At 70.5% G+C, this 21,829-nt stretch carries 23 protein-coding genes; 16 read left to right on the forward strand and 7 right to left on the reverse strand.

Features of this window, described 5'->3' with window-relative positions; all coding sequences use genetic code 11:
* The first annotated feature begins 144 nt into the window (after positions 1-144).
* Positions 145-2,499, forward strand: a complete 2,355-nt coding sequence (locus tag CTJ15_RS05395) for a xanthine dehydrogenase family protein molybdopterin-binding subunit (RefSeq protein WP_075822776.1) — start codon at positions 145-147, stop codon at positions 2,497-2,499.
* A 58-nt stretch (positions 2,500-2,557) separates the two neighbouring features.
* Here the strand turns inward: CTJ15_RS05395 and CTJ15_RS05400 are convergent, their stop codons facing one another.
* The 3 genes from CTJ15_RS05400 to CTJ15_RS05410 all read right to left on the reverse strand — a co-directional run bounded on the left by CTJ15_RS05400 (position 2,558) and on the right by CTJ15_RS05410 (position 4,488).
* A complete protein-coding gene (locus CTJ15_RS05400; RefSeq protein ID WP_075822775.1) occupies positions 2,558-2,962 on the reverse strand; it encodes a type II toxin-antitoxin system VapC family toxin in 405 nt (134 codons plus the stop codon).
* Between the two features lie 39 nt (positions 2,963-3,001).
* Positions 3,002-3,235 (reverse strand): AbrB/MazE/SpoVT family DNA-binding domain-containing protein, encoded by a 234-nt coding sequence (locus CTJ15_RS05405; RefSeq protein ID WP_027297158.1) that lies wholly within the window; start codon positions 3,233-3,235, stop codon positions 3,002-3,004.
* Positions 3,236-3,348: 113 nt separating this feature from the next.
* Positions 3,349-4,488: a M20 family metallopeptidase gene (locus CTJ15_RS05410; RefSeq protein WP_099781293.1), complete on the reverse strand. Its 1,140-nt coding sequence runs from the start codon at positions 4,486-4,488 to the stop codon at positions 3,349-3,351.
* A gap of 207 nt (positions 4,489-4,695) precedes the next feature.
* Between CTJ15_RS05410 and CTJ15_RS05415 the strand changes: the two genes are divergently transcribed.
* The 12 genes from CTJ15_RS05415 (at position 4,696) to CTJ15_RS05460 (ending at position 16,895) form a co-directional block, all read left to right on the forward strand.
* Positions 4,696-5,298, forward strand: a complete 603-nt coding sequence (locus CTJ15_RS05415; RefSeq protein WP_099781294.1) for a TIGR00730 family Rossman fold protein — start codon at positions 4,696-4,698, stop codon at positions 5,296-5,298.
* A gap of 23 nt (positions 5,299-5,321) precedes the next feature.
* On the forward strand, positions 5,322-6,290 hold the full coding sequence (locus tag CTJ15_RS05420) for a bifunctional riboflavin kinase/FAD synthetase (protein ID WP_019462332.1): 969 nt from the start codon (positions 5,322-5,324) through the stop codon (positions 6,288-6,290).
* A gap of 374 nt (positions 6,291-6,664) precedes the next feature.
* The gene (locus CTJ15_RS25000) at positions 6,665-6,787 is read left to right on the forward strand and encodes a hypothetical protein (protein ID WP_019462331.1); all 123 of its coding nucleotides are present in this window, start codon (positions 6,665-6,667) and stop codon (positions 6,785-6,787) included.
* A gap of 105 nt (positions 6,788-6,892) precedes the next feature.
* Positions 6,893-7,018, forward strand: a complete 126-nt coding sequence (locus tag CTJ15_RS25005) for a hypothetical protein (protein ID WP_019462330.1) — start codon at positions 6,893-6,895, stop codon at positions 7,016-7,018.
* A 498-nt stretch (positions 7,019-7,516) separates the two neighbouring features.
* Positions 7,517-10,354 (forward strand): isoleucine--tRNA ligase, encoded by a 2,838-nt coding sequence (ileS, locus tag CTJ15_RS05425; protein ID WP_099781295.1) that lies wholly within the window; start codon positions 7,517-7,519, stop codon positions 10,352-10,354.
* Positions 10,354-10,890: a signal peptidase II gene (gene lspA / locus CTJ15_RS05430; protein WP_226946051.1), complete on the forward strand. Its 537-nt coding sequence runs from the start codon at positions 10,354-10,356 to the stop codon at positions 10,888-10,890. Before ileS ends, lspA begins: the two co-directional genes overlap by 1 nt.
* Positions 10,891-10,892: 2 nt before the next feature.
* A complete protein-coding gene (locus CTJ15_RS05435; protein WP_019462327.1) occupies positions 10,893-11,459 on the forward strand; it encodes a DUF3035 domain-containing protein in 567 nt (188 codons plus the stop codon).
* A gap of 76 nt (positions 11,460-11,535) precedes the next feature.
* Positions 11,536-12,165: a thermonuclease family protein gene (locus tag CTJ15_RS05440; RefSeq protein ID WP_075823125.1), complete on the forward strand. Its 630-nt coding sequence runs from the start codon at positions 11,536-11,538 to the stop codon at positions 12,163-12,165.
* Between the two features lie 135 nt (positions 12,166-12,300).
* Positions 12,301-13,608 carry a citrate synthase gene (gltA, locus tag CTJ15_RS05445; RefSeq protein WP_019462325.1) on the forward strand — a complete coding sequence of 436 codons (1,308 nt, stop codon included), beginning with the start codon at positions 12,301-12,303 and terminating at the stop codon, positions 13,606-13,608.
* Positions 13,609-13,820: 212 nt separating this feature from the next.
* Positions 13,821-14,852 carry an ABC transporter substrate-binding protein gene (locus tag CTJ15_RS05450; protein WP_075823126.1) on the forward strand — a complete coding sequence of 344 codons (1,032 nt, stop codon included), beginning with the start codon at positions 13,821-13,823 and terminating at the stop codon, positions 14,850-14,852.
* Between the two features lie 4 nt (positions 14,853-14,856).
* Positions 14,857-16,503 (forward strand): iron ABC transporter permease, encoded by a 1,647-nt coding sequence (locus CTJ15_RS05455; RefSeq protein WP_099781296.1) that lies wholly within the window; start codon positions 14,857-14,859, stop codon positions 16,501-16,503.
* Between the two features lie 110 nt (positions 16,504-16,613).
* A complete protein-coding gene (locus CTJ15_RS05460) occupies positions 16,614-16,895 on the forward strand; it encodes a hypothetical protein (RefSeq protein ID WP_019462322.1) in 282 nt (93 codons plus the stop codon).
* 123 nt (positions 16,896-17,018) lie between these two features.
* Here CTJ15_RS05460 and CTJ15_RS05465 read toward each other — a convergent pair whose 3' ends face one another.
* The 3 genes from CTJ15_RS05465 to CTJ15_RS05475 form a co-directional block, all read right to left on the reverse strand.
* Positions 17,019-17,495, reverse strand: a complete 477-nt coding sequence (locus tag CTJ15_RS05465) for a GNAT family N-acetyltransferase (protein WP_099781297.1) — start codon at positions 17,493-17,495, stop codon at positions 17,019-17,021.
* 129 nt (positions 17,496-17,624) lie between these two features.
* Complete coding sequence (locus CTJ15_RS24695; RefSeq protein ID WP_226946052.1) at positions 17,625-18,128, reverse strand: hypothetical protein; 504 nt, start codon at positions 18,126-18,128, stop codon at positions 17,625-17,627.
* Positions 18,129-18,235: 107 nt separating this feature from the next.
* A complete protein-coding gene (locus tag CTJ15_RS05475; RefSeq protein WP_019462319.1) occupies positions 18,236-19,183 on the reverse strand; it encodes a LysR family transcriptional regulator in 948 nt (315 codons plus the stop codon).
* A gap of 153 nt (positions 19,184-19,336) precedes the next feature.
* Between CTJ15_RS05475 and CTJ15_RS05480 the strand changes: the two genes are divergently transcribed.
* Positions 19,337-19,894 (forward strand): chromate transporter, encoded by a 558-nt coding sequence (locus CTJ15_RS05480; RefSeq protein ID WP_075822765.1) that lies wholly within the window; start codon positions 19,337-19,339, stop codon positions 19,892-19,894.
* On the forward strand, positions 19,891-20,421 hold the full coding sequence (locus CTJ15_RS05485) for a chromate transporter (RefSeq protein WP_019462317.1): 531 nt from the start codon (positions 19,891-19,893) through the stop codon (positions 20,419-20,421). Before CTJ15_RS05480 ends, CTJ15_RS05485 begins: the two co-directional genes overlap by 4 nt.
* Positions 20,422-20,463: 42 nt before the next feature.
* Here CTJ15_RS05485 and CTJ15_RS05490 read toward each other — a convergent pair whose 3' ends face one another.
* Positions 20,464-20,910 carry an NUDIX hydrolase gene (locus tag CTJ15_RS05490; protein ID WP_019462316.1) on the reverse strand — a complete coding sequence of 149 codons (447 nt, stop codon included), beginning with the start codon at positions 20,908-20,910 and terminating at the stop codon, positions 20,464-20,466.
* 260 nt (positions 20,911-21,170) lie between these two features.
* Between CTJ15_RS05490 and CTJ15_RS05495 the strand changes: the two genes are divergently transcribed.
* Entirely contained in the window at positions 21,171-21,827 is a 657-nt protein-coding gene (locus CTJ15_RS05495) for a DUF47 domain-containing protein (protein WP_099781298.1), read from the forward strand.
* Positions 21,828-21,829: the final 2 nt, after the last annotated feature.

The raw sequence follows: 21,829 nt of genomic DNA on the forward strand, positions 1-21,829 counted from the left end.
GCCGTCCGCCAAGCCAAGACGGGATTCCCCGTCCCAGCCCGGTTTTTGCCTCCATCCCTGTTGGTGGACTGGCTGACGGCCCGCCTCGTCTGTCCCGCCCCATTTGGGCCGCACACCGATCCGTCCGCTTCCGGAGGCTCCGCCATGCCCGATACGAACATGCCCGATCCCAGCCGCATGCGCTTCGCCGTGGGCCAGCCGGTCACGCGACGGGAGGACCCGATGCTGCTGCGGGGGGAGGGGCACTACACCGACGACCTGCAGGCCGAGGGGCAGGCCCATGCCTGGATGGTGCGCAGCCCCTATGCCCATGGCGTGATCAACGGCATCGACACGGCCGAGGCGAAGTCCATGCCGGGCGTGCTGGCGGTCTACACCGGTGCCGATCTCGCGGAATACGGCCCGATCAGATGCGCCATGCCGCTGAAGAATCGCGACGGCAGCCCGCTCGCCTCGCCGGTCCGCCCGGCGCTGGCGACGGACCGCGTGCGCTATGTCGGCGACCCGGTGGCCATCGTCATCGCCGAGACGCCGGCCGAGGCGCGCGACGCGGCGGAGGCGGTGATGCTGGACATCGACCCGCTCGACGCCGTCACCGAGGCCTCCGCCGCCGCCGCGCCGGGCGCGCCGCAGCTCTATGACGACGTACCGGGCAACGTGGTGCTGGACTGGCATTCGGGCGATGCGGAAAAGGTCGCCACCGCCTTCGCCACCGCCGCGCACCGGGTGAAGCTGCCGCTGCGCAACAACCGCATCGTGGTGGCCGCGATGGAGCCGCGTGCCGCCATCGCGGAATATGACGCGGAAAGCGGGCGCTACACGCTGCGCGCCTGCTCGCAGGGCGTCTTCGGCCTGCGCCGCCAGATCGCCGAGGACATCCTCAGGGTGCCGGTGGAGAAGGTGCATGTGCTGACCACACAGGTCGGCGGCTCCTTCGGCATGAAGGGCACGGTCTATCCGGAATATCCCGGCATGTTCCACGCGGCGCGGCTGCTGGGCCGGCCGGTGAAGTGGACCGACGAGCGCTCCGGCTCCTTCGTGTCCGACCAGCACGGGCGCGACCACGAGACGGTGGCGGAGCTGGCGCTGGACGCGGAGGGACGCTTCCTGGCGGTGCGGCTGACCTCCTTCGCCAACATGGGCGCCTATCTCACCACGGTCGGGCCGCTGATGGGCACGATGGGCTTCGTGAAGAACGTCCAGTCCAACTACGCCACGCCGCTGATCGAGGTGGACACCAAGTCGGTCTTCACCAACACCAGCCCGGTCGGCGCCTATCGCGGCGCCGGGCGGCCCGAGGGCAACTACTACATGGAGCGGCTGGTCGAGGCCGCCGCGGCGCAGATCGGCATGGACCCGCTGGAACTGCGCCGCCGCAACCATATCCGCCCCGAGCAGATGCCCTATGACGCGGCCTCCGGCAGCCGGTACGATGGCGGCGAGTTCACCGCGCTGATGGAGGAGGCGCTGCGCCAGGCCGACTGGGACGGCTTCGCGGCCCGGCGGGAGGAAAGCGCCTCGCGCGGGTTGCTGCGCGGCCGCGGCCTCGGCAACTACCTCGAATGCACCGCCCCCGCCGGCAAGGAGCATGGCGGCGTGCGCTTCGAGGAGGATGGCGGCGTCACCATCATCACCGGCACGCTCGACTACGGCCAGGGCCACTGGACGCCCTTCGCGCAGCTCCTCGGCAGCCGCCTCGGCGTGCCCTTCGAGCGCATCCGGCTGATCCAGGGCGATTCCGACCTGCTGAAGCACGGCGGCGGCACCGGCGGCTCGCGCTCCATGATGTCCTCCGGCACCGCGATCATCGAGGCCTCGGAGAAGGTGATCGAGAAGGGCCGCGAGGCCGCCTCGCATCTCCTCGAAGCCGCCGTGGCGGATATCGAGTTCGACCCGGAGAATGGCCGCTTCGCCATCGCCGGCACGGATCGCGGCATCGGCATCCTGGAACTGGCCGCGCGCATGCGGGCCGCGCCGGAACTGCCGGAGGATCTGCGCTCCCTCGACGTGACGCATGTCACCGAGGACAAGCCGATGGCCTATCCCAATGGCTGCCACGTCGCCGAGGTCGAGGTCGATCCGGAGACCGGCCATGTGCATCTCGTGCGCTACCTCGCCGTCAGCGATTTCGGCGTCGAGGTGAACCCGCTGATGGTGCAGGGGCAGGTGCATGGCGGCGTCGCCCAGGGCATCGGCCAGGCGCTGATGGAGCGCGTCTCCTATGACGAGGGCGGGCAGATCCTGTCTGCCTCCTTCATGGACTACGCCCTGCCGCGTGCCGAGGACCTGCCGCCGATCCTCACTGCCTCCCGCCCCGTCCCGGCGAAGACCAACCCGGTCGGCGCCAAGGGCTGCGGCGAGGCCGGCTGCGCCGGCTCGCTGCCGGCGGTGATGAACGCCCTGGCCGATGCGCTGCGCGCCGCCGGGGCCGAGCCGGTGGACATGCCCGCCACGCCGGAGAAGGTCTGGATGGCGCTGCAGCGCACTTCGCGAGGCTGAGCAGCCTTGCCGTGCTTCGGGGGGAGGGTGTCCCCCCGGGGGCACTCACGGAAGCCTGTCAGGCTCCGGGTGCGATCAGGGCGACGGAGGGGAAATAGCTGCGGTAGCGTCCGACATCCCGCGTGAGCAGGGGCAGTTTCGCGACGGCAGCATGGGCGCCGATCAGGAAGTCTGGAAGCACACCTGTCCGTGACCCGCCGCGTGCCCGGTAGTTCTGGAAGGCCTTGCCAGCCAGGAACAAGGCCGCCCGGGGCATCGGCTGGAGCACGATTCCAGCCTCTTCCAGAAAGGCATCCACGGCTTCGATCGCCGGGAAGCGGACCGACAATTCAGCATAGACGATGTCGTTGATCAGCAATGGGCCGGCGACAGCCGCGGCATCGAGTTGCCGGATGGACCAGTCCACCCAGTTCGGGTCGTCGGTGGCCAGGTCGAGCAGGATATTGGTATCGACCAGCGTCATACCCCAGGTTCGCCCTCCGGACCCGCCTCGCTCGCCTCCTCAGTCGCCCCGCGTCAGGGCCATGATCTCGTCGGTGCTCATGCCATGCCCGGCCGCCCCCCGCAGCCGCTCGAAGCGGCTGCGGGGGGCGGCCGCGTCATCGGCGCGTGCCAGCACCACCCGGCCATCCGGTGCGACCTGGAATTCGACGGCGGTGCCGGTGGTGATGCCAAGCAGGTCCCGGACCGGCTTCGGGATGGTGACCTGCCCTTTGCTGGTGACGATGGTGGCCATGGCTTGCTTCCGGTAATACCGATGTTCCCTCTGGGTATTACCTTGGCCTCCGCCACGGCCGTGTCAAGCCCGTGGCGGAGGCCATGGCCCCCACCACGGCCATCGGCGATGCCTCAGAGCGTCTCGATCAATCCCGCCAGCACCTGCCCCCGCGCGGCGAGGTCACGCCACAGGATATGCTCGTGCGGCGCATGGGCGCCCGCGCCGGTGCAGCCCAGCCCGTCCAGGGTCGGGATGCCGAGCGCGGCGGTAAAGTTGCCGTCCGACCCGCCGCCGCGATGCTGCTTCGGCAGGTCATAGCCCGCCTGCCGCGCCAGTTCGCGCGCCGTCTCGTAGAGGCGCAGGGTTTCCGCCGTCTCCTCCATCGGCGGGCGGTTCATGCCGCCGGTGATCTCGATGCGGATTCCGTCCCGCTCCCCGGCGAGGGCCAGGATGGCCCGCTCCATCGCCACGCCGTCCGCCTCGCTGGCGACGCGCAGGTCGATCTCGCAGCCGGCCTCGGGCGGAACGACATTGGGGCGCGTGCCGCCCCAGACGGGGGCCACGTTGGTGGTCACGCCCCGCTCCAGGTCCACCAGCCCGTGCACCTTCAGCACCAGCTCGGACAGCGCCACCACGGCGCTGCGCCCCTCACTCCAGTTGCCGCCGGCATGGGCGGAGATGCCATGGACCTTCACCACAAAGCGGCCGACGCCCTTGCGCGCGGTGACGCAGGCGCCCTGCGGCCCGCCCGCCGGCTCGGCGATCAGCATGGCGCTGGCGTCTCGCGCCTCGCGCTCGATGATGGCGCGGGAGGTGGGGGAGCCGACCTCCTCGTCCGGCGTCATGATCAGCGTGACCGGGCTGCGCGTCGCCACCTTCTGGCGCAAGATCTCGCGCACCGCGTGGAAGGCGAGGAAGGAGCCCGACTTCATGTCGTAGATGCCGGGGCCGTAGGCCTTGTCGCCCTCGACGCGGAAGGGCATCGAGGCGGCGAGGGTGCCGTTGTCCCAGACCGTGTCGAGATGCACGCAGACCACCACCGGCTTGCGGTTGCTGCCGGCGGGGCCGGGCAGGCGGGCGATCAGGTTGTCGCCATAGCCGTCGCGACCGGGGATGCGCTCCAGCGTGGCCCCGGCCTCCCGCAGACCGGCCTCGGCACGGTCCACCAGCCGGTTCACCGCGGCGGCATCGGTGGTGGGGGTCTCCATCTCGACCCAGAGGCGCAGTTCCTCCAGCAGCCTCTCGCTGGTTCCGATCTCGGTGGCGGGCATGCAGGCTCCTCGCGGCAAGGCGGCCTGTCTCCGGGGCGCGCGGCGCCGGCGGCAGGTCCCCGGTTGGAAAGCGGGCTGTGTCGCGCCGCCCGCCCGGCTTGTCCATCGGGGGGTGGCGGGAATTCGCGGGGGGTGGCAGGGGCGGCTGAGCGGATCGTCATCCGGACGCGCTTTCCCCGGCGCCGCCGATGCCCTTAGATCAGGGCCATGGAAGAGACGAAGACGTTGAAGCGTGTCTGTGTGTTCTGCGGCGCCAGCAGCGGCGCCCGCCCGGTCTATGCCGAAACCGCCCGCGCCCTGGGCGAGGCGATCGCGGCGCGGGGGCTGGACCTGGTCTATGGCGGCGGCAAGGTCGGCCTCATGGGCGTGGTGGCCGATGCCGCCCTGGCGAACGGCGCCGAGGTGGACGGGGTGATCCCCGAGGCGCTCATGCAGCGCGAGGTCGGGCACGGTTCCGTGACGCGGCTGCATGTCGTCGGGTCGATGCACGAGCGCAAGGCGATGATGGCCGAGCTGTCGGACGGCTTCGTGATCCTGCCCGGCGGCTTCGGCACGATGGAGGAGGTCTTCGAGGTGCTCACCTGGTCGCAGCTTGGCCTGCACAGCAAGGGCGCGGTCTTCCTCGATGTCGATGGCTACTGGAACCACCTGATGGCGGCGCTGGACGGGATGCAGGGGGAGGGCTTCCTGAAGCCCGAGCACCGGCTGCTGGCCATGCGGGCGGAAACGCCGGAACAGGCGCTGGACATGCTGGCCGCCTTCCGACCGCCGGAAGTGGCGCGCTGGATCGTCAGCCCGGCCCAGACCTGAGCGGCGGCAGCGGGGTTCCGGCCATGGCCCAGCCTTCCGTTCCCGAGGCGGATTGCCTGCTGCTCGCGGACTGGCGCGGCGTGCCGGCGGTGGCGCGCGGCGCGGCCGTGGCGCTGGGCAATTTCGACGGCGTGCATCGCGGCCACCGGGCGGTGCTGGGCGCGGCCCATGCGGCGCGGCCCGACCTGCCCCTGGCGGCGCTCACCTTCGAGCCGCATCCGCGCGAGTATTTCCGCCCGGACGACCCGCCCTTCCGCCTGACCCCCCTGCCGGCAAAGCGGCGGGCGCTGGAGGCGGCGGGCTGCCGCATCGTCTATGCGCTGCCCTTCGGGCCGGAACTGGCCGCGATGAGCGCCGAGGATTTCGTGGAGCAGGTGCTGCATCGCGGGATCGGGGCGCGGCACCTGGCCTGCGGCGCCGACTTCGCCTTCGGGCACCGGCGGGGCGGCGACATCGCCTTTCTGGCCCAGGCCGCGGAGGCGCGCGGCATCGGCCTGTCCGTGGTGCCGCCCGTGGCGGATGCCGAGGGCACCCTGTCCTCCACCCGCATCCGCCGCGCCCTGCAGGACGGCTATCCCGAGCGTGCGACGCGCGACCTGGGCCGGGCCTGGGAGATCGCAGGGGAGGTCGTGCACGGCGACAAGCTGGGCCGCGTCCTGGGCTGGCCCACGGCCAATCTCTGGCTCGGCCGGCACCTGGAGCCGGCGCGCGGCGTCTATGCCGTGACCGTGGCCCTGCCGGAAGGGCGGGAAGTGAAGGGCGTCGCCAATATCGGGCGCCGCCCCACCCTGGGCGGGGACCCGCAGACCCGGCTGGAGGTGCATCTCTTCGACTTCTCCGGCGACCTCTACGGCCAGGAGATCCGGGTGCGGCTGGTGAACTTCCTGCGGGCGGACGCGACCTTCGCCGGGCTGGAGGAGCTCAAGGCCGCCATCGCCCAGGATGCCGAGGACGCCCGACGGGTGCTGGGCCTGGAGGCGCGCGGCCCGTAGGGCGTGGCGTCCGGCAGTGGGGCGCGGATCATGCCCGTTCCGCCGCCCCCCTGCCTGCGGGCACCGGCCCGGCAGACATGCGATGACCGGTACGCAACGGACTGGCCGGCCCGACCTGCGAGGCGGCAGGCCACCGTCATGGCTGGTCAGGTTCGTGTTCTATATGACACATGATAAAATTGCTCTGGTCATGCATAAGATAAACACCATGGGACTTACATAAGACACGCTGGATTTTGACTTGGAGCCAACTCAGGCATTCAAGAACAGCAAGGCATGGCATGCCGTTTATGCTTGAATGACGCGGCGCAGCGAAGCATCTTGATGCTCAGATCTCGGACCGGATCGGACCGGCCGAGCCAAGAGGTCATCCCATGCTTGAAGTCGTGTTCGTTGCTGTTCTCGCGGCGCTCGCCGGCGGCAATGTCGCCGCTCAGGTCGTGATGAGCACGCTTTACCCGAACGGCCTGCCGCCGCGCCTGCGGATGGCCGACTGACCGAAACAGGCTCCGGCCTGCCGCCGGCGCCCCCCCATGGTGTCCTGCCGGATGGAGGATGGCGCAGTGCCCCCTCCACCGGCCCGGACCGAAGGAGTTCCTGCCATGCTCGCTCTCGTGCTTAGCATCGCCGCCCTGGGTGCTTCCCTTGTCGGCAACATCGTCGCCCGCCAGCAGATGGACCGCCTGCCTGCCGGCCTGCTGGACAGCGCCGCCCGCACGGCCCAGTAACCGCGCCGCAAGGGGCTGGACCCGCGACGGGCCGCAAGGCGGCCGCCCGCGGCCAGCCCCGTTGACGGGCGGCCCGGCGACGGACCGTCCATGCTTTCCCGGCGACCACGTCCTGGTCATTCCAGCGCGCACGCCGGATCGTCCTCCCAGGGCCTGCGCCCGCCGTGCGGGGAGGGGGCCACCCCGGTGTCCGTCGCCGCGACGGAGGGGCTTTCGCCGTTTCCCCGCCTCCTGCCTCCGCTTTCCCGGGTTTCCGGCCGGGGCTTCCGCCCTGCGGGCCCGTGCCGCCGACCGCGCGCCTCTACCGGGCGCAGCAGCATCGCGGCCCCGCCATGGCGCGCGACTTGACCGGAACGGACCGGCCTCCGCATAAGGCGCCCATGTCCAGGCGGCACACAGCGCGAATTACCCGCCCGGCCCTCGGCTGAGGGCCGGGTTCCCCTTGTCCTTCGCGCCTTCCCCCGCCATTGCCATGGCCGACCGCCCGGAACTGCCCCGATGAACGACGCCCCCACCCCCGACACCGTCCCCGCCCGGGACTGGCGCGACACGGTCTTCCTGCCGCGCACCTCCTTCCCGATGAAGGGCGACCTGCCGAAGCGCGAGCCCGGCTGGCTCGGCCGCTGGAAGGAGACCGGGCTGCGCGACCGCCTGCGTGCCCAGTCCGCCGGGATGCCGAAATTCGTGCTGCATGACGGCCCGCCCTATGCGAACGGGCCGCTGCATATCGGCCACGCCCTGAACAAGATCCTGAAGGACGTGATCAACCGCGGCGCCCAGATGTCGGGCAAGGACGCGAACTACGTCCCCGGCTGGGACTGCCACGGCCTGCCGATCGAGTGGAAGGTCGAGGAGGAGTACCGCAACCCCAAGGGCAAGTACCGGGGCGGCGTGGACAAGGACCAGGTGCCCATTCTCGACTTCCGGGCCGAGTGCCGCGCCTATGCCGGCCACTGGCTGAACGTGCAGCGGGAGGAGTTCCAGCGCCTGGGCGTGCTCGGCGACTGGGAGCATCCCTACGCCACGATGAACTTCTCCTCCGAGGCGGTGATCGCGGGCGAGATCGGCAAGTTCCTGCTGAACGGCTCGCTCTATCGCGGCCTGCGCCCGGTGATGTGGAGCCCGGTCGAGAAGACCGCCCTGGCCGATGCCGAGGTCGAGTACCACGACCATACCAGCCCGACGCTGCACGCCCTTTTCCGCGTGCTGCGCTCGCCGGCCGAGGCGGCGGCGGGCGCCAGCGTGGTGATCTGGACCACCACGCCCTGGACCATGCCGGGCAACCGCGCCGTCGCCTATGGCGAGGAGATCGACTACGCCCTGCTGCATGTGGAAGGGGTGGCCGAGGGCTCGCTGCTGAAGGTCGGCGAGAACCTGCTGGTCGCCCTGCCGCTGCTGGAAAGCTTCGCGAAGGAGGCCGGCCTCGGCGCCCATTCCATCCGCCGCGTCTTCAAGGGCGCGGAGCTGGCGGGCACCGTGCTGGCGCACCCGCTGCGCGGCTGGGCGCCCGCGGAGGGCGGCTACGACTTCGACGTGCCGCTGCTGCCGGGCGATTTCGTCACCGCCGATGCGGGCACGGGCTTCGTCCACATCGCTCCGGGCCATGGCGAGGACGACTTCAACCTCGGTCGCCAGTTCGGCCTGCCGGTGCCGGAAACGGTGAACGACGACGGCACCTATTCGGTGCAGTCGCCGGGCTTCACCGGCATCCATGTCTTCAAGGCGCATGAGCCCGTCTGGGCCGCGATGGAGAGCATGGGCACGCTGGCCGCGAAGGGCTCGCTGCGGCATTCCTACCCGCATTCCTGGCGCTCCAAGAAGCCGGTGATCTTCCGCGCCACGCCGCAGTGGTTCATCGCCATGGACGACGGCAACCAGATCCGCGCCAAGGCGCTGGACGCGCTGGCCGTCACCCGCTTCGTGCCCGAGGTCGGGCGCAACCGCATCACCTCCATGGTCGCCGCCCGGCCGGACTGGTGCATCAGCCGCCAGCGCGCCTGGGGCGTGCCCATCCCGGTCTTCGTGGAGAAGCGGACCGGCGAGCCGCTGCGCGATCCGGCGGTGCTGGAGCGCGTGGTCTGCGCCTTCCGCGAGGAAGGGGCCGATGCCTGGTACAAGCCCGGCGCCGCGCAGCGCTTCCTGGGCAACGGCCGGAACCCGGACGACTACGAGCAGGTGATGGACATCGTGGACGTGTGGTTCGAGTCCGGCTCGACCCATGCCTTCACCCTGACGCCGGAGCGTGGCCTGCCCTTTCCGGCGGATCTCTACCTGGAGGGGTCGGACCAGCATCGCGGCTGGTTCCATTCCTCCCTGCTGGAAAGCATCGGCACCCGGGGGGTGGCGCCCTACAAGGCGCTGCTGACGCATGGCTTCACGCTCGACGAGTCCGGGCGGAAGATGTCCAAGTCGCTGGGCAACGTCACCGCCCCGCAGGAAGTCACCAAGAAGTACGGCGCCGACATCCTGCGCCTCTGGGTGATGAACGCCGACACCACCGAGGACCAGCGCATCGGCCCGCGCATCCTGGAGCAGACGGCGGAGCTCTATCGCCGCCTGCGCAACACGCTGCGTTGGCTGCTGGGCAATCTCGACGGCTTCTCCGAGGCCGAGCGCGTGCCCCATGCCGAGCTGCCGGAGCTGGAGCGCTGGGTGCTGCACCGGCTGACCCAGCTCGATGCCCGCATCCGCGGGGCGGTGGAAAGCTATGACTGGTCCGGCGTGGTGCCGGAGATCCATGCCTTCTGCGCCGCCGATCTCTCGGCCTTCTATTTCGACATCCGCAAGGACAGCCTCTACTGCGATGCGGCGGACAGCCCGCGCCGCCGGGCCGCCCGCACCGTGCTGGACGTGCTGCACCGCTGCCTCGCCACCTGGCTGGCGCCGGTCCTGCCCTTCATGGCGGAGGAGGCCTGGCTGGCCCGCTTCCCATCCGAGACCGACTCCGTCCATCTCCAGCTCTTCCCCGAGGTCCCGGCGGAATGGCGGGACGAGGCGCTGGCCGCCAGATGGGCGCGGGTGCGCGAGCTGCGCGGCGTGGTGACGGCGGAGCTGGAGAAGGCCCGCGCCGCCGGCACGATCGGCTCCAGCCTGCAGGCTGCGCCGGTGCTGGCGCTGCCGGAGGCCGAGGCCGGGCTGCTGTCGCCGGAGCTCTGGGCCGAGACCTGCATCACCTCCGGCTTCGAACTGGCCCCCGGGGCGGAGGCGCCCGCCGCGGAGTTCCGCCCCGCCGAGGGGGCGAAATGCGCCCGCTGCTGGCGGGTGCTGCCGGAGGTCGGTGCCCCTGGACGGCGCCATGCCGATCTCTGCCTGCGCTGCGAGGCCGCGGTCGCCTGATGCCCAGCCCCACGACTCCGGCCCGGATGATCCCGCTCGGCCTCGTGGCCGCCGTGCTGGTCCTGGTGGCCGACCAGGCGAGCAAGTGGTGGATGGGAGAGGTGCTGCGCCTGCCCGAGCGGGGCCATGTCCCGCTCTTCTCGGCGGGGCCCTTCAGCCTGGACCTTTCCATGGTCTGGAATCGGGGCGTCACCTTCGGCCTTATGGCTGGGGATGCGCCCTGGCATGGCTGGCTGCTCGCCGGCCTTGCCCTGGTGATCACGCTGATCCTGCTGCGCTGGATGGCCCGGGCGGAGACCCGGCCGGTCGCCGTCGCCCTGGGCGCGGTGATCGGCGGCGCCATCGGCAATGTCATCGACCGGCTGCGCTTCGGCGCGGTCTTCGACTTCGTCGATGCCTCCTTCCGGGGGTGGCACTGGTATGTCTTCAACATCGCCGACGCGGCCATCGTGCTGGGCGTGATCGCCCTGGTGGCGGACGCGCTCTTCCGTCCCCCCTCGACCGGACGCGACGGCGTGGCTAAGGAGCCCGTATGAGGATGCCCCAACGCCGGACCGTGGCCCTGGCCCTGCCGGCCGCCCTTTCCCTCGGCCTGCTCGCCGGATGCGGCGGTGACACGGCCCGTACCCTGGGCTTCACCCGGGACGCCCCGGACGAGTTCCAGGTGGTGACCCGCGCGCCGCTCTCGCTGCCGCCGGACATGAACAACCTGCCCGTGCCCCGCCCCGGTGCGGTGCGGCCGCAGGAGCTTTCGGCCCGCGAGCAGGGGGAAAGCGCCCTGGTGCCCGGCGCCGTCCTGGAGTCCACCCAGGCGAGCCGCCAGTCCTCGGGCGAGAGCGCGCTGGTCGCCCGGGCCGGTGGGACGGTCGATCCTGCCATCCGCCGGAGGGTGGACGAGGAAAGCCTGCGGCTGAACCAGCCGAGCCAGACCGTGGTGGACCGGCTGATGTTCTGGCGCGACGCGCCGCCGCCGGGCGTGGTGGTGGACCCGCAGAAGGAGAGCCAGCGCCTGCGCGAGAACTTCGCCCTGGGCCGCCCGCCGGGGGATGGCGAAACGCCGATCATCCAGCGCAAGGAGCGCGGCATCTTCGACGGGCTGTTCTGAGCCTGTCTTGCTTCCGGCCGGGGAGGGGCGTTTTCTCGCTTCCCGGCCCCCCTCGGCTTTGATAGGGCTCCGTGCCGTGGCACGCCCGAGAAAGATCTTCCATTCCCATCGCAAGCCGCCGCGCCGCTGCGCTCCGCTGGCGCTCGGCCTGGCCGCCCTGCTGCTGCTCGCCGCCGGTGGGGCCTATCTGTATGCGGTGGGCGGGGCGGGCCTTGCCGGGCATCTCCGTCCGGTCCTGGCCGGCCTTCCCGGCCTGGGCTCCGGCGCCGCGCCCCCGGCCGCCACGCCGCCGGAAGGGCCGATCCAGGCCGATCCCGCGGAAATCCATGTCGTGGACGGGGAAACCCTGCGCCTGCAAGGGCAGGTGGTGCGCCTGGAGGGGCTCCAGGCCCCGTCGCGCGGCGAGACCTGCGCCGATACGGCGGGCCAGGGTTTCGATTGCGGCGTGGCTGCGGCAGACAGGCTGGCCCATCTGGTGGCGAACCACGCCCTTGTCTGCGAGTTGCACGGGCAGGACGTGTTTCGCCGTCCGCTGGCCATCTGCGAGGCAAATGGCAGGATTCTGAACGCGATGCTTGTGTCCTCGGGCTGGGCCCTGGCGAGTTCGGAGAGTTTTTCCGAAGCCGAGGCCCGGGCAAGGCAGGCCGGCCGGGGCCTCTGGGCGGATGGCGTCGTGCCGCCTGAGGAATGGAGGGATCGCCGGTAGGCGGCGCCATCGCCTGGCGCCCGGTCTGGCGGCGCCTGGGGGATGGTGGACAAGACGGCTTGTCGGCGCATATTTGCGCTGCAACATAACATGATCCCGGACCCTGAAGGTACGGGAGTCAATGAGGAGCCAAGCATGAGCAACAGCGGTCACGGGTCGGTCACGATCACGCTGGACGGGACGAACAAGAGTAGTTCCGCTCCCCTGGTTCCTGGCTCCATCGGCCCCTCCGTCGCGGACATCCGCAAGATCTATGCCGATCTGGGTGTCTTCACCTTCGATCCCGGCTTCGGGATGACGGCGGCCTGCGAAAGCAAGATCACCTATATCGACGGCGACGAGGGCGTCCTGCTCTATCGCGGCTATCCGATCGAGCAGCTGGCCGAGAAGTCGGACTTCGTGGAGGTCTGCTACCTCCTGCTGCACGGGGAGCTGCCGAACGAGAAGCAGCTCAAGGAGTTCAAGCACGGTGTGACCATGCACACCATGCTGCACGAGCAGCTTCGCCGCTTCTATGATGGCTTCCGCCGCGACGCCCATCCGATGGCGATCATCTGCGGCGTGGTAGGCGCCATGTCCGCCTTCTACCACGACAGCCTGGACATCAACGACGAGAAGCAGCGCGAGATCAGCGCCTTCCGCCTGATCGCCAAGCTGCCGACCATCGCCGCCTGGGCCTACAAGTACTCGATCGGCCAGCCCTTCGTGTATCCGCGCAACGACCTGAGCTATGCGGAGAACTTCCTCTACATGCTCAACGCCGTGCCGGCGGAGGAGTACAAGGTCAACCCGGTGCTGTCGCGCGCCATGGACCGCATCCTGGTCCTGCATGCCGACCACGAGCAGAACGCCTCCACCTCCACGGTGCGGCTGGCCGGCTCGACCGGTGCCAACCCCTTCGCCTGCATCGCCGCCGGCATCGCGGCGCTCTGGGGCCCCGCGCATGGCGGCGCCAACGAGGCGGTGCTGAAGATGCTGGGCGAGATCGGCAGCGTCGAGAACATCCCCGCCTTTATCGAGAAGGTGAAGGACAAGAACTCGGGCGTGAAGCTGATGGGCTTCGGGCACCGGGTCTACAAGAACTTCGACCCGCGGGCGAAGATCATGCAGGCGACCTGCCACGAGGTCCTGACCGAGCTCGGCATCAAGGACGAGCCGCTGCTCGACCTCGCCGTGGAGCTGGAGCGGATCGCGCTGCACGACGACTACTTCATCCAGCGCAAGCTCTACCCGAACGTCGACTTCTATTCGGGCATCATCCTGAAGGCGATGGGCATCCCGACCAGCATGTTCACCGTGCTGTTCGCCGTGGCCCGCACCGTCGGCTGGGTGAGCCAGTGGAAGGAGATGATCGAGGACCCGACGCAGCGTATCGGCCGCCCGCGCCAGGTCTATACCGGCTCCGTCAAGCGCGACTTCACGCCGATCACCGGGCGCGGCTGAGCCCTCATTCCTCCCGGGGCCGGCCTCGCGGCCCCGGAGAGCGGCATGGAAACCCCGCCCGGCGCCTTGCCGCGGCGGGGTTTGCCGTTCCGGGCACCGCCCGGCCCCGGCATGTTGCGGCGCGGTGTCACGAAGTCTTCATGCGTGGGGGCTTTTCAGCGGCCGGCGGGCCATCCATCAACCGGCCCGGTCCCTTCCTTCGCGAGAAGATCATGCGCCGCCAATTCCCGCTCCTGGGCTCCCGCCGGGCTGTCGCCGGTCTCATGGTCACCGCCCTCGCCATGGCGGGCGGCGCCGCGCAGGCCCAGAATCAGACCTCGCCCTCCCAGCCGGTCTCGGGCAGCCTCACCCTCTATACCAGCCAGCTGGAGCCCGATGCGGCGGCAACGGTGGAGGCCTTCCGCCAGCGCTATCCCGGCGTGACGGTGGAATGGCTGCGGGGCGGCACCAACCAGATCCTGCCCCGTCTGCGCGCCGAGATCGCCGCCGGCAGCCCGCGCGCTGACGTGCTACTGCTGGCCGATGCCCTGACCTTCGAATCCCTGGCCGCCGAGGGGCGGCTGCGGGAAAGCCCCGAGGTGAGGACGGGCGGCGTCCCGGCCGAGCGGCTGGACCCGAAGCACCGCTACTTCGCGACCAAGCTGATCACCACCGGCATCGTCTACAACACCCGCGCGCCCTTCGCGCCGAAGAGCTGGGCCGACCTGCTGCGGCCGGAGGCGCGCAACATGATCGCCATGCCGTCGCCCAGCGTCTCGGGCGCGGCGGCGCTGCACATCGCCGCCATGGTGCAGGCGCCGGGCCTGGGCTGGGACTATCTCGGCAAGCTGGCCAAACAAGGGCTGCAGCCGCGCGGCGGCAACGGGCAGGTCCTGCAGGCGGTGGCGAGCGGCGAGCGCGCCTATGGCATCGCCGTGGACTACCTGGCCCTGCGCGAGGCCGCGCGCGGCGCCCCGGTCCGCTTCGTCTTCCCGGAGGACGGGGTGAGCGCCGTCACCGAGCCCGCCGCGATCCTCTCCACCACGAAGAACGTGCCGGCCGCGGTGGCCTTCGTCTCCTTCCTGCTGTCGCGGGAAGGCCAGGAACTGGCGGCGAAGCAGGGCTTCCTGCCGGCCGATCCCGGGGTCGCGCCGCCGGCGGGCTTCCCCGACCCGCATTCGATCAAGGTCCTGGCCCTGGACGCGGCCCGCGCGGCGAAGGAGAACGAGGCGGACCTGCGCCGCTTCAACGACCTGATCGAATAGACGCTTGAATCCATCCCTGCTGCCCTCCCGCGGGCTGGCGCTCCTGGCGCTGGCCTGGCTGGTCCTGGTCGGTGCGGCGCCGCTGCTGCGGCTCCTGAGCGAGGCCTCCGGCCCGGCCCTGGCCCTGCTGCCCGCCGATGCGGCCGTCTGGCGCGCCACCTGGCGCACCGTGGCGGTGGCGGCCGGGGCCTGCCTGCTGGCCTGCCTGCTCGGCATGGCGCTGGTGTCGCTGCTGCTGCTGCGCGCGCCGCCCGGGCGGCGGGTTCTGCTCTTCCTGTGCATCCTGCCGGCCCTGGTGCCGCCGCAGGTCCTGGCCCTGGCCTTCTCGCAGGCGGCGGGCCCGTCCTCTCCTCTGCTTCTCGCCCTGGGTCTCGCCCCGCCCCTGGGCACCCCGAATCCGCTCTACGGCCCCGGCGGCATGATCGCGCTTCTCGGCCTGCAAGGCGCGCCGCTGGTGCTGCTGGCCATGGCGGCGGTGCTGCGGCGCGTGCCGGGGGAGAACCTCGCCGCCGCGCGCGGACTCGGCGCCGGGCCGTCCGAGGCGCTGCGCCGCGTCGTCTGGCCGCTGCTCCTGCCCGGCCTGCTGGCCGGGGCGGGGCTCGCCTGGATCGCGGCGCTGGGCAATTTCGGCGTGGCCGCCCTGCTGGGCATCCCGGCGCGTTGGATCACCCTGCCGATCCTGATCTGGCAGCGGCTGTCCGGCGCCGGCACCGGCGCGCTGGGGCAGTCGGCGGCGCTGTCGCTGCTGCTCGCCGCGCTGGCCGCGCCGGGGCTGTTGGCGCAGCGGGCGGCGATCCGGGCCGCGTCGCTGCCCTCCGGCAAGCCCTTCGAGCCCTTGCGGGCGGGGCAGGGGGCCCGGCTGGGCGTGGCGCTGCTGTGGCTGGGCCTCGTACTCGTCCTGCTGGTGCCGCTGCTGTCGCTGCTGGCGGCCTCGCTTGTGCCGGCCTTCGGCGTGCCGATCTCCGCCGGCACGGCCACGCTGCGCCACTGGGCCGCGGCCTTCGCGCCGGGCTCGCAGACCCTGGGCGCGCTGGGCAATTCCCTGCTCCTGTCGGCCCTGGCGGCGCTGATCCTGGCCCTGGCGGCGCTGCCGGTGGCGATCTCGCTGCGTGGCCGGGCGGTCCGCATCGGGGCGATCGGGACGGATCTCTCCTATGCCCTGCCGGGGGCCTGCACCGGCGTCGCGGCGCTGCTGCTGGTCCTCTCCACCCCCTTTGGCGGTTGGGCCTATGGCACGCTGGCGCTGATCCTCTTCGCCTATCTGGCGCGGTTCCAGGCCATGGCCCTGCGGCCCGCCGCCGCCGCCGCGGCACGGCTCGACCCGCTGCTGGACTTCGCGGCGCGCGGCATGGGGGCGGGGCTCTGGTCCCGCCTGCGTTCCGTCCACCTGCCGCCGCTGACACCGGGGCTGGCCGCGGGGGGGATTCTCGTGGCGCTTCAGGCGGTGAACGAGGTCACGATCTCCACCCTACTCCACGGCCCGGGCACGCAGACCCTGGGCGTGCTGGTCTTCAACCTCCAGGATGGGGGCGACGGCCCGCAGGCGGCGGCGGTGTCGCTGGTGGCCCTGCTCCTGGTGGCGGGGTTGATGGCCCTGGCCAGCCTCTTCGCGCGGCGGTTGCCGGATGGCACCCTGCCGTGGCGGCCATGAGACAGGCGCCGGGAATTCCGCATCCAGGCTCTTGCAAGTGAATTGAGGCGGTTGCCGTTCAACCTTCAAGCGGCTTATGAGACCCCTCAGAGTTTCACCACGAGACAGCAATGAAGAAGATCGCCCTGGTTCTGCTGGTCGCCCTGGCCGGATGCTCCACCACGCCGAAGGCGCCGGAGGTGGTGGATCCGCTGGAGGCATACCGGCCCGCCTGCAAGGAGAAGTGGCAGACGCTCTACGCCATCGAGAAGTGCGCGCAGGCGGGCTACGATCAGGCACGCGGCATGCCGGCGGTCGGCGAGACCCCCACCGCCAGCGCCGAGCCGGAAGCCCCCGCCACCAAGGCCGCTGCCAAGACCACCACGGCGCGCGGCCGCAGCCAGCGCCACTAGGCGACCGGAACGGGGCTTGCCTCGGAGGGACGCTTCGGGCGCCCGCCCGGAACGAGTCCGGATGGATCGGCCGCTGCAGCTTTTCGTCCCGGAAGCGGATTCGCGCTTCCTGACGATGCCTTCCTACAGCGATCCGCCCTGGTCCTGCCGCTTGCGCAGGCCGCGGGACAGGGCCGGGCCTTCCTCAGTGAAGCCACTGTCGCGAAGGAAGGCCAAGCCAGCCGCGGCACCGGATGGTGGCGCGGCCTCCAACCGGTCGCAGCCCGCCTGCCGTGCGGCCTGAGCCCCGGCCTTGAGCAGAAGACGCCCGATGCCACGCCTGCGGTCCGCCTCCGCGACACGGAGGGCCGATATCCGCGCGACAGGCCGGTTGTCCCGCAGGGTGGAATGCCAGTGCAGGGCGATGACGCCAGCCAGGGGGCCATAATCGGCTGCGACCAGAACGGCGCTGGCAGGGTCGCGCAGGAGGCGTTCCAGCCGTTCCGACATCTGCAAGGGTGGAATCGCCGGTCCATCCCCCTGCAGGAAGATGGCCAGTTCAGTGGCATCGGCGAGCAGAGCGCCCCGGATCTCGACCCCGTAGCGACGTCCCGGACTCAAGCTGCTACCTTGCCTGGCCGGATCGGGTCATTCCCCGGTCCGCCGCGATGGCCGTCGCGCCAGGATCCGCGATTCCGTCGACCTTCGGGGCATGGGGAGCGAGGGGCCGTCCGCTCCCCGATGCCGACGTCAGTCCAGATCAGCCTGGGCCAGTACCAGCGCCTTGGGATTATCGCGATCGAGGCCGAGGCGGATCTCGAAGAGGCGCTCATGCGCCGCCACGAGGCTCTCCACACCCTTCCGTCGTTCCGGACCCGAATATTGACCGGATTTCAGCAGCGCCTTCTCCGTGATCCGAAGCAATTCCCAGGCGATCTCGACATCGCCCTGATCGCAGGCCTGATGAAAGGCCAGGAGAAGCTTGTCTGACAGTCGCCGACTATGCCGCATCATGACTGGGCGAGGCGATTTATCGAGCGCCATGCCGAACCTCGCTTTGGTGATGAGATCACTATGTCGTGCATTGGCGCTGCCTTCCAGGCCTGTTCTCAAGGAGACCGACGAATCGGCGCGAATGTAGCGGGACGGCAACGGTATGGTTGTGGGCCGCAGGCAAACCACCCGCCCCGTCAATGTCGTTTCATGCTTGATAAGTTGTTTTATGCACAAGAGTTTCAACTTATGGTTGCACAAGACCCACGTGCCTGCGTGAAGGCTGCCGCAGAATCAAGCCTGTGACAAAGTGGGCTTTTGTTTGCCGGGGGGTGCCGGTCCAGGCGGGCGGAATGCGGGCCGGGTGCTCATTCGGCCTGCTTCCCGATGCCGCCGGGCGGGATGGCGTCCGTTCCCGCGCAGCGGATCTCCGCCAGGAAGCGGCACAAGGTTTCTGGCAGAGGGCCGGTGCGGTAGGCGAGGTGGATCGGCGCCACCAGTTCCGGCATCGGCTCCAGCGCGCGATAGGCCACGCCTTCCAGGTTCAGCCGGCGCATGGAGACGGGCACGACGGATATCCCGAGTCCCGCCGCGACGAGGCTCAGCGTGGAAAGCATGCGCGGCGCCTCCTGGCCGATGAAGGGGCTGAAGCCGGCGGCGCGGCAGGCGGAGAGGATGCCGTCATAGAGCCCCGCCCCGCTGTGGCGGCGATACAGGATGAAGGTCTCGTGCCGCAGGGCGGCAAGGGGCAGGGGTTGCCGGCCGCCGCGCCCATGGGGTGCCAGCGGATGGGCTGTGGGCAGGGCGGCCAGCATCCTTTCCTCCAGCACGGCCTCGGCCACCAGCCCAGGCAGGGACAGGCTCGGGGCGCGGATGAAGGCGGCATCGAGCCGCTCCGCTTCCAGCGCCTGGATCAGCTCCGACGAGCTGCTTTCCTCCAGCACCAGCGTCACCCCCGGGGAGGACTGGCGGAAGCTCCGCAGCACGGAGGGCACGAAGGGGTGGAAGGCAGCCGAGCCGGTGAAGCCGATGGCGATCCGCCCCCTTTCACCGGCAGCGATGCCCCGCACATGCGCCACCGCCTCGTCCATCCTCTGCAGGATGCCGCGCGCCTCGGCGAGGAAGGCCGCGCCGCTCTCGGTGAGTGCCATGCCGCGCGGCTGCCGCTGGAAGAGCGTGACGCCGAGTTGGCGTTCCAGCAGGCGGATCTGCTGGCTCAGCGGCGGCTGCCGGATGCCGAGGCGTTCCGCCGCCCGGGTGAGGTGGCCGAACTCCGCCACGGCGACGAAGTAGCGGAGCAGGCGCGTCTCTATCACTGTGCCATATCCTGAAGATATGTCCTGGGGCTGTTCCATCTATTAGACAGAATGAAGGATGGAGCGTAGCCCGTCACTTCCGGCCGGTGCGTGGAAGCGATGCGCCGAAGGACTGGCGCGATGGAGGTGGCGATGCGGATGGAGGTGGGCCCGATGCAAGGCGAACAGGTGGCAGGGCGGCACGATCCCGGCCGGGCGGAACTCTTCCTGGGCTTTCTCGGCCTGGGCATGACGGCCTTCGGCGGCGCCCTGCCGCTGGCACGGCACATGATCGTGCAGAAGCGCCGCTGGATGAGCGAGACGGAGTTCACCGAGCTGCTCGGCCTCTGCCAGTTCCTGCCCGGCGGCAATGTGGTGAACCTGTCGGTGGCGGTGGGCTACCGCTTCGGCGGCGTGACCGGCGCGCTGGCGGCGATCTCCGGCCTGCTCGCGGTGCCCACGCTGGTGGTGATCGCGCTGGGCGTGATCTACGACCGCTACCACGACGATCCCTCCGTGCGGCACTTCTTCGCCGGCCTGGCCGCCGCCGCCGCCGGGCTGCTGCTGGCCATGGGCATCCGCATCGCCCGGCCGCTGCTCCGCCGCCCCTGGCCGGCCCTGGTGGCGCTGGTCTGCGTCCTGGCCATCGCCGTCTTCCGCCTGCCCCTGCTGCCGACCATGATCGTGTTGACGCCGTTGGCCATCCTGGCCTCGCGCCGGAGCGCCGCATGACGCCGGTGCTGGTCTCCATCGCCCTGATCTTCGGGGAGCTGTCGCTGCTGGCCTTCGGCGGCGGCAACAGCATCCTGCCGGAGATGCAGCGGCGTGTGGTCGAGGTGCATCACTGGATGTCGGCGGAGGAGTTCAGTGCCCTCTTCGCGCTGGCGCAGGCGGCGCCGGGGCCGAACCTGATGGTGGTGCCGCTGGTCGGCTGGACCGTGGCGGGCTGGCCCGGGCTGGCGGTGGCGAGCGCCGCGAAGTTCATCCCGTCCTCGGCCCTGACCATCCTCGCCGTGCGCCTCTGGGACCGCAGCCGGGACCGGCCCTGGCGCCGCTGGGTGCAGGAGGGACTGCTGCCGATGACCTCCGGCTTGGTGGTGGCCAGCGGCATCGTGATCACGGAGGCCTCGGTACGGGGCATCGGCCTGGCGCTGATCGCCCTGGCCTGCACCGCGATCCCGCTGCGCTGGAAGGTGCACCCGCTCTGGCTGCTGTTCGGAGGCGCCCTGGCGGGGCTGGCAGGGCTCGGAGCCCTGTAGCATCCGCGGGAACCTTTGGGGCGCGCGCTGCGGCGAGGCGTCCTAGGCCGCGCTGTCCCGGGGCCGCGTCAGGCCCAGCAGGAGGGCGCTCAAACCCGCATCGCCCACCAGTTGCGCGGCGCCGGACAGGGTGAACCAGCGGGTCTCCCGCTCCCGCCGTTCCGGCCAGTCCTCGAGCTGCTTCTCCACCCGCATGGGAAAGACCTGCACCTGGCAAGGCAGTTCCCGGCCGCTCCGCAACCGCTTGCTGTAGCAGTAGGAGCCCAGGGCTTTGGCCTGGACCTCGCCGATCAGCCCGGCTTCCTCATAGGCTTCCTTGGCGGCGAGCTCGTGCGGCGCCACGCCCTTCTCGGCCCAGCCCTTGGGGATGATCCAGCGATGCGTCTCGCGGCTGGTGACCAGCATCACCATCGTCTCTCCCGCCTGTTCGGCGATGGGCAGGGCCGCGTACTGGCAACCTTGCCCCTTCTTCTTCATCTTCTGTGACATTGCACGCGGTGGTGTCCTTCACGCTCGTTTCCGGGTCGAATCTTTCACGGTCCCTGATGGAATCTCGAAAATGGGCACGGAAACGGAAGATTACAATGCGGCTCCCGGTCCGGCGCGTCCATCCCGCCGGCCGGGAAAGCCGCCAGCCGCAGTGTGGCCAGGACGCCGTGTGACGGTTAGAAGACGCCTCCGCGGTCAGGCATTCCCGTCCTGGCCCCGCGTTCCTGGCCGCGAGCGGCGGCTTTTCAAAGGTTTGTCCGATGCTCGGCTGGTTCCGCCGCATGCTTCCGCGCGAGGAGCGATTCTTCGGCCTGTTCCAGCAGCATTCCGCCGCGATCGTGGTGGGCGCCACGGAACTGCGGGCCATGCTGCGGGGCGGCGAGGCGACGGCCACGCATTTCCCGGTCGTGCTGGCCGCCGAGGATCATGCCGATGCCGTGACGCGGGAGGTCGTGCAGGCGGTGCGGCGGACCTTCGTCACCCCCTTCGACCGCGGCGACATCCAGGCGCTGATCGGCGCCATGGACGATACGCTGGACCAGATGAAGAAGACGGCCAAGACGATCCGCTTCTTCGGCATGACCGAGTTCGGGCCGGAGATGGGCTGCATGGGCGACACCATCCTGCGCTGTGCCGAGCTGCTGCGCGACACCGTGCCGCTGCTGTCGGACATCACCGGCAACGCCGCCCGCATCAACGCGCTCTGCGAATCCATCCGGGCGGCGGAGGGCGAGGCGGACGACATCCACGACGAGGGCGTGACCGGGCTGTTCCGCCGCATCTCGGAGGAGAAGGCACCGGACGGGGCGATGCGCTTCATCGCGGTGCGCGAGGTCTTCGACCAGCTCGAACGGGTGGTCGATCTCTTCGACGACGCGGCGAATCAGGTCGAGAGCATCGTCATCGGGCACGTCTGAGC

This window comes from Roseomonas sp. FDAARGOS_362 (assembly GCF_002754815.1).
Classification (GTDB): domain Bacteria; phylum Pseudomonadota; class Alphaproteobacteria; order Acetobacterales; family Acetobacteraceae; genus Roseomonas; species Roseomonas mucosa.

Excerpts from the sequence above, each read along its gene's own strand:
- CTJ15_RS05480 (WP_075822765.1), top strand. The coding sequence starts at position 19,337 with ATGCAAGGCGAACAGGTGGCAGGGCGGCACGATCCCGGCCGGGCGGAA.
- lspA (WP_226946051.1), top strand. The coding sequence starts at position 10,354 with ATGCCCAGCCCCACGACTCCGGCCCGGATGATCCCGCTCGGCCTCGTG.
- gltA (WP_019462325.1), top strand. The coding sequence starts at position 12,301 with ATGAGCAACAGCGGTCACGGGTCGGTCACGATCACGCTGGACGGGACG.
- CTJ15_RS05495 (WP_099781298.1), top strand. The coding sequence starts at position 21,171 with ATGCTCGGCTGGTTCCGCCGCATGCTTCCGCGCGAGGAGCGATTCTTC.
- CTJ15_RS05415 (WP_099781294.1), top strand. The coding sequence starts at position 4,696 with ATGGAAGAGACGAAGACGTTGAAGCGTGTCTGTGTGTTCTGCGGCGCC.
- CTJ15_RS05405 (WP_027297158.1), bottom strand. The coding sequence starts at position 3,235 with ATGGCCACCATCGTCACCAGCAAAGGGCAGGTCACCATCCCGAAGCCG.
- CTJ15_RS05460 (WP_019462322.1), top strand. The coding sequence starts at position 16,614 with ATGAAGAAGATCGCCCTGGTTCTGCTGGTCGCCCTGGCCGGATGCTCC.
- CTJ15_RS05450 (WP_075823126.1), top strand. The coding sequence starts at position 13,821 with ATGCGCCGCCAATTCCCGCTCCTGGGCTCCCGCCGGGCTGTCGCCGGT.
- ileS (WP_099781295.1), top strand. The coding sequence starts at position 7,517 with ATGAACGACGCCCCCACCCCCGACACCGTCCCCGCCCGGGACTGGCGC.
- CTJ15_RS05400 (WP_075822775.1), bottom strand. The coding sequence starts at position 2,962 with ATGACGCTGGTCGATACCAATATCCTGCTCGACCTGGCCACCGACGAC.
- CTJ15_RS05435 (WP_019462327.1), top strand. The coding sequence starts at position 10,893 with ATGCCCCAACGCCGGACCGTGGCCCTGGCCCTGCCGGCCGCCCTTTCC.
- CTJ15_RS05410 (WP_099781293.1), bottom strand. The coding sequence starts at position 4,488 with ATGCCCGCCACCGAGATCGGAACCAGCGAGAGGCTGCTGGAGGAACTG.
- CTJ15_RS05485 (WP_019462317.1), top strand. The coding sequence starts at position 19,891 with ATGACGCCGGTGCTGGTCTCCATCGCCCTGATCTTCGGGGAGCTGTCG.
- CTJ15_RS05490 (WP_019462316.1), bottom strand. The coding sequence starts at position 20,910 with ATGTCACAGAAGATGAAGAAGAAGGGGCAAGGTTGCCAGTACGCGGCC.
- CTJ15_RS05395 (WP_075822776.1), top strand. The coding sequence starts at position 145 with ATGCCCGATACGAACATGCCCGATCCCAGCCGCATGCGCTTCGCCGTG.
- CTJ15_RS05420 (WP_019462332.1), top strand. The coding sequence starts at position 5,322 with ATGGCCCAGCCTTCCGTTCCCGAGGCGGATTGCCTGCTGCTCGCGGAC.
- CTJ15_RS25000 (WP_019462331.1), top strand. The coding sequence starts at position 6,665 with ATGCTTGAAGTCGTGTTCGTTGCTGTTCTCGCGGCGCTCGCCGGCGGC.
- CTJ15_RS25005 (WP_019462330.1), top strand. The coding sequence starts at position 6,893 with ATGCTCGCTCTCGTGCTTAGCATCGCCGCCCTGGGTGCTTCCCTTGTC.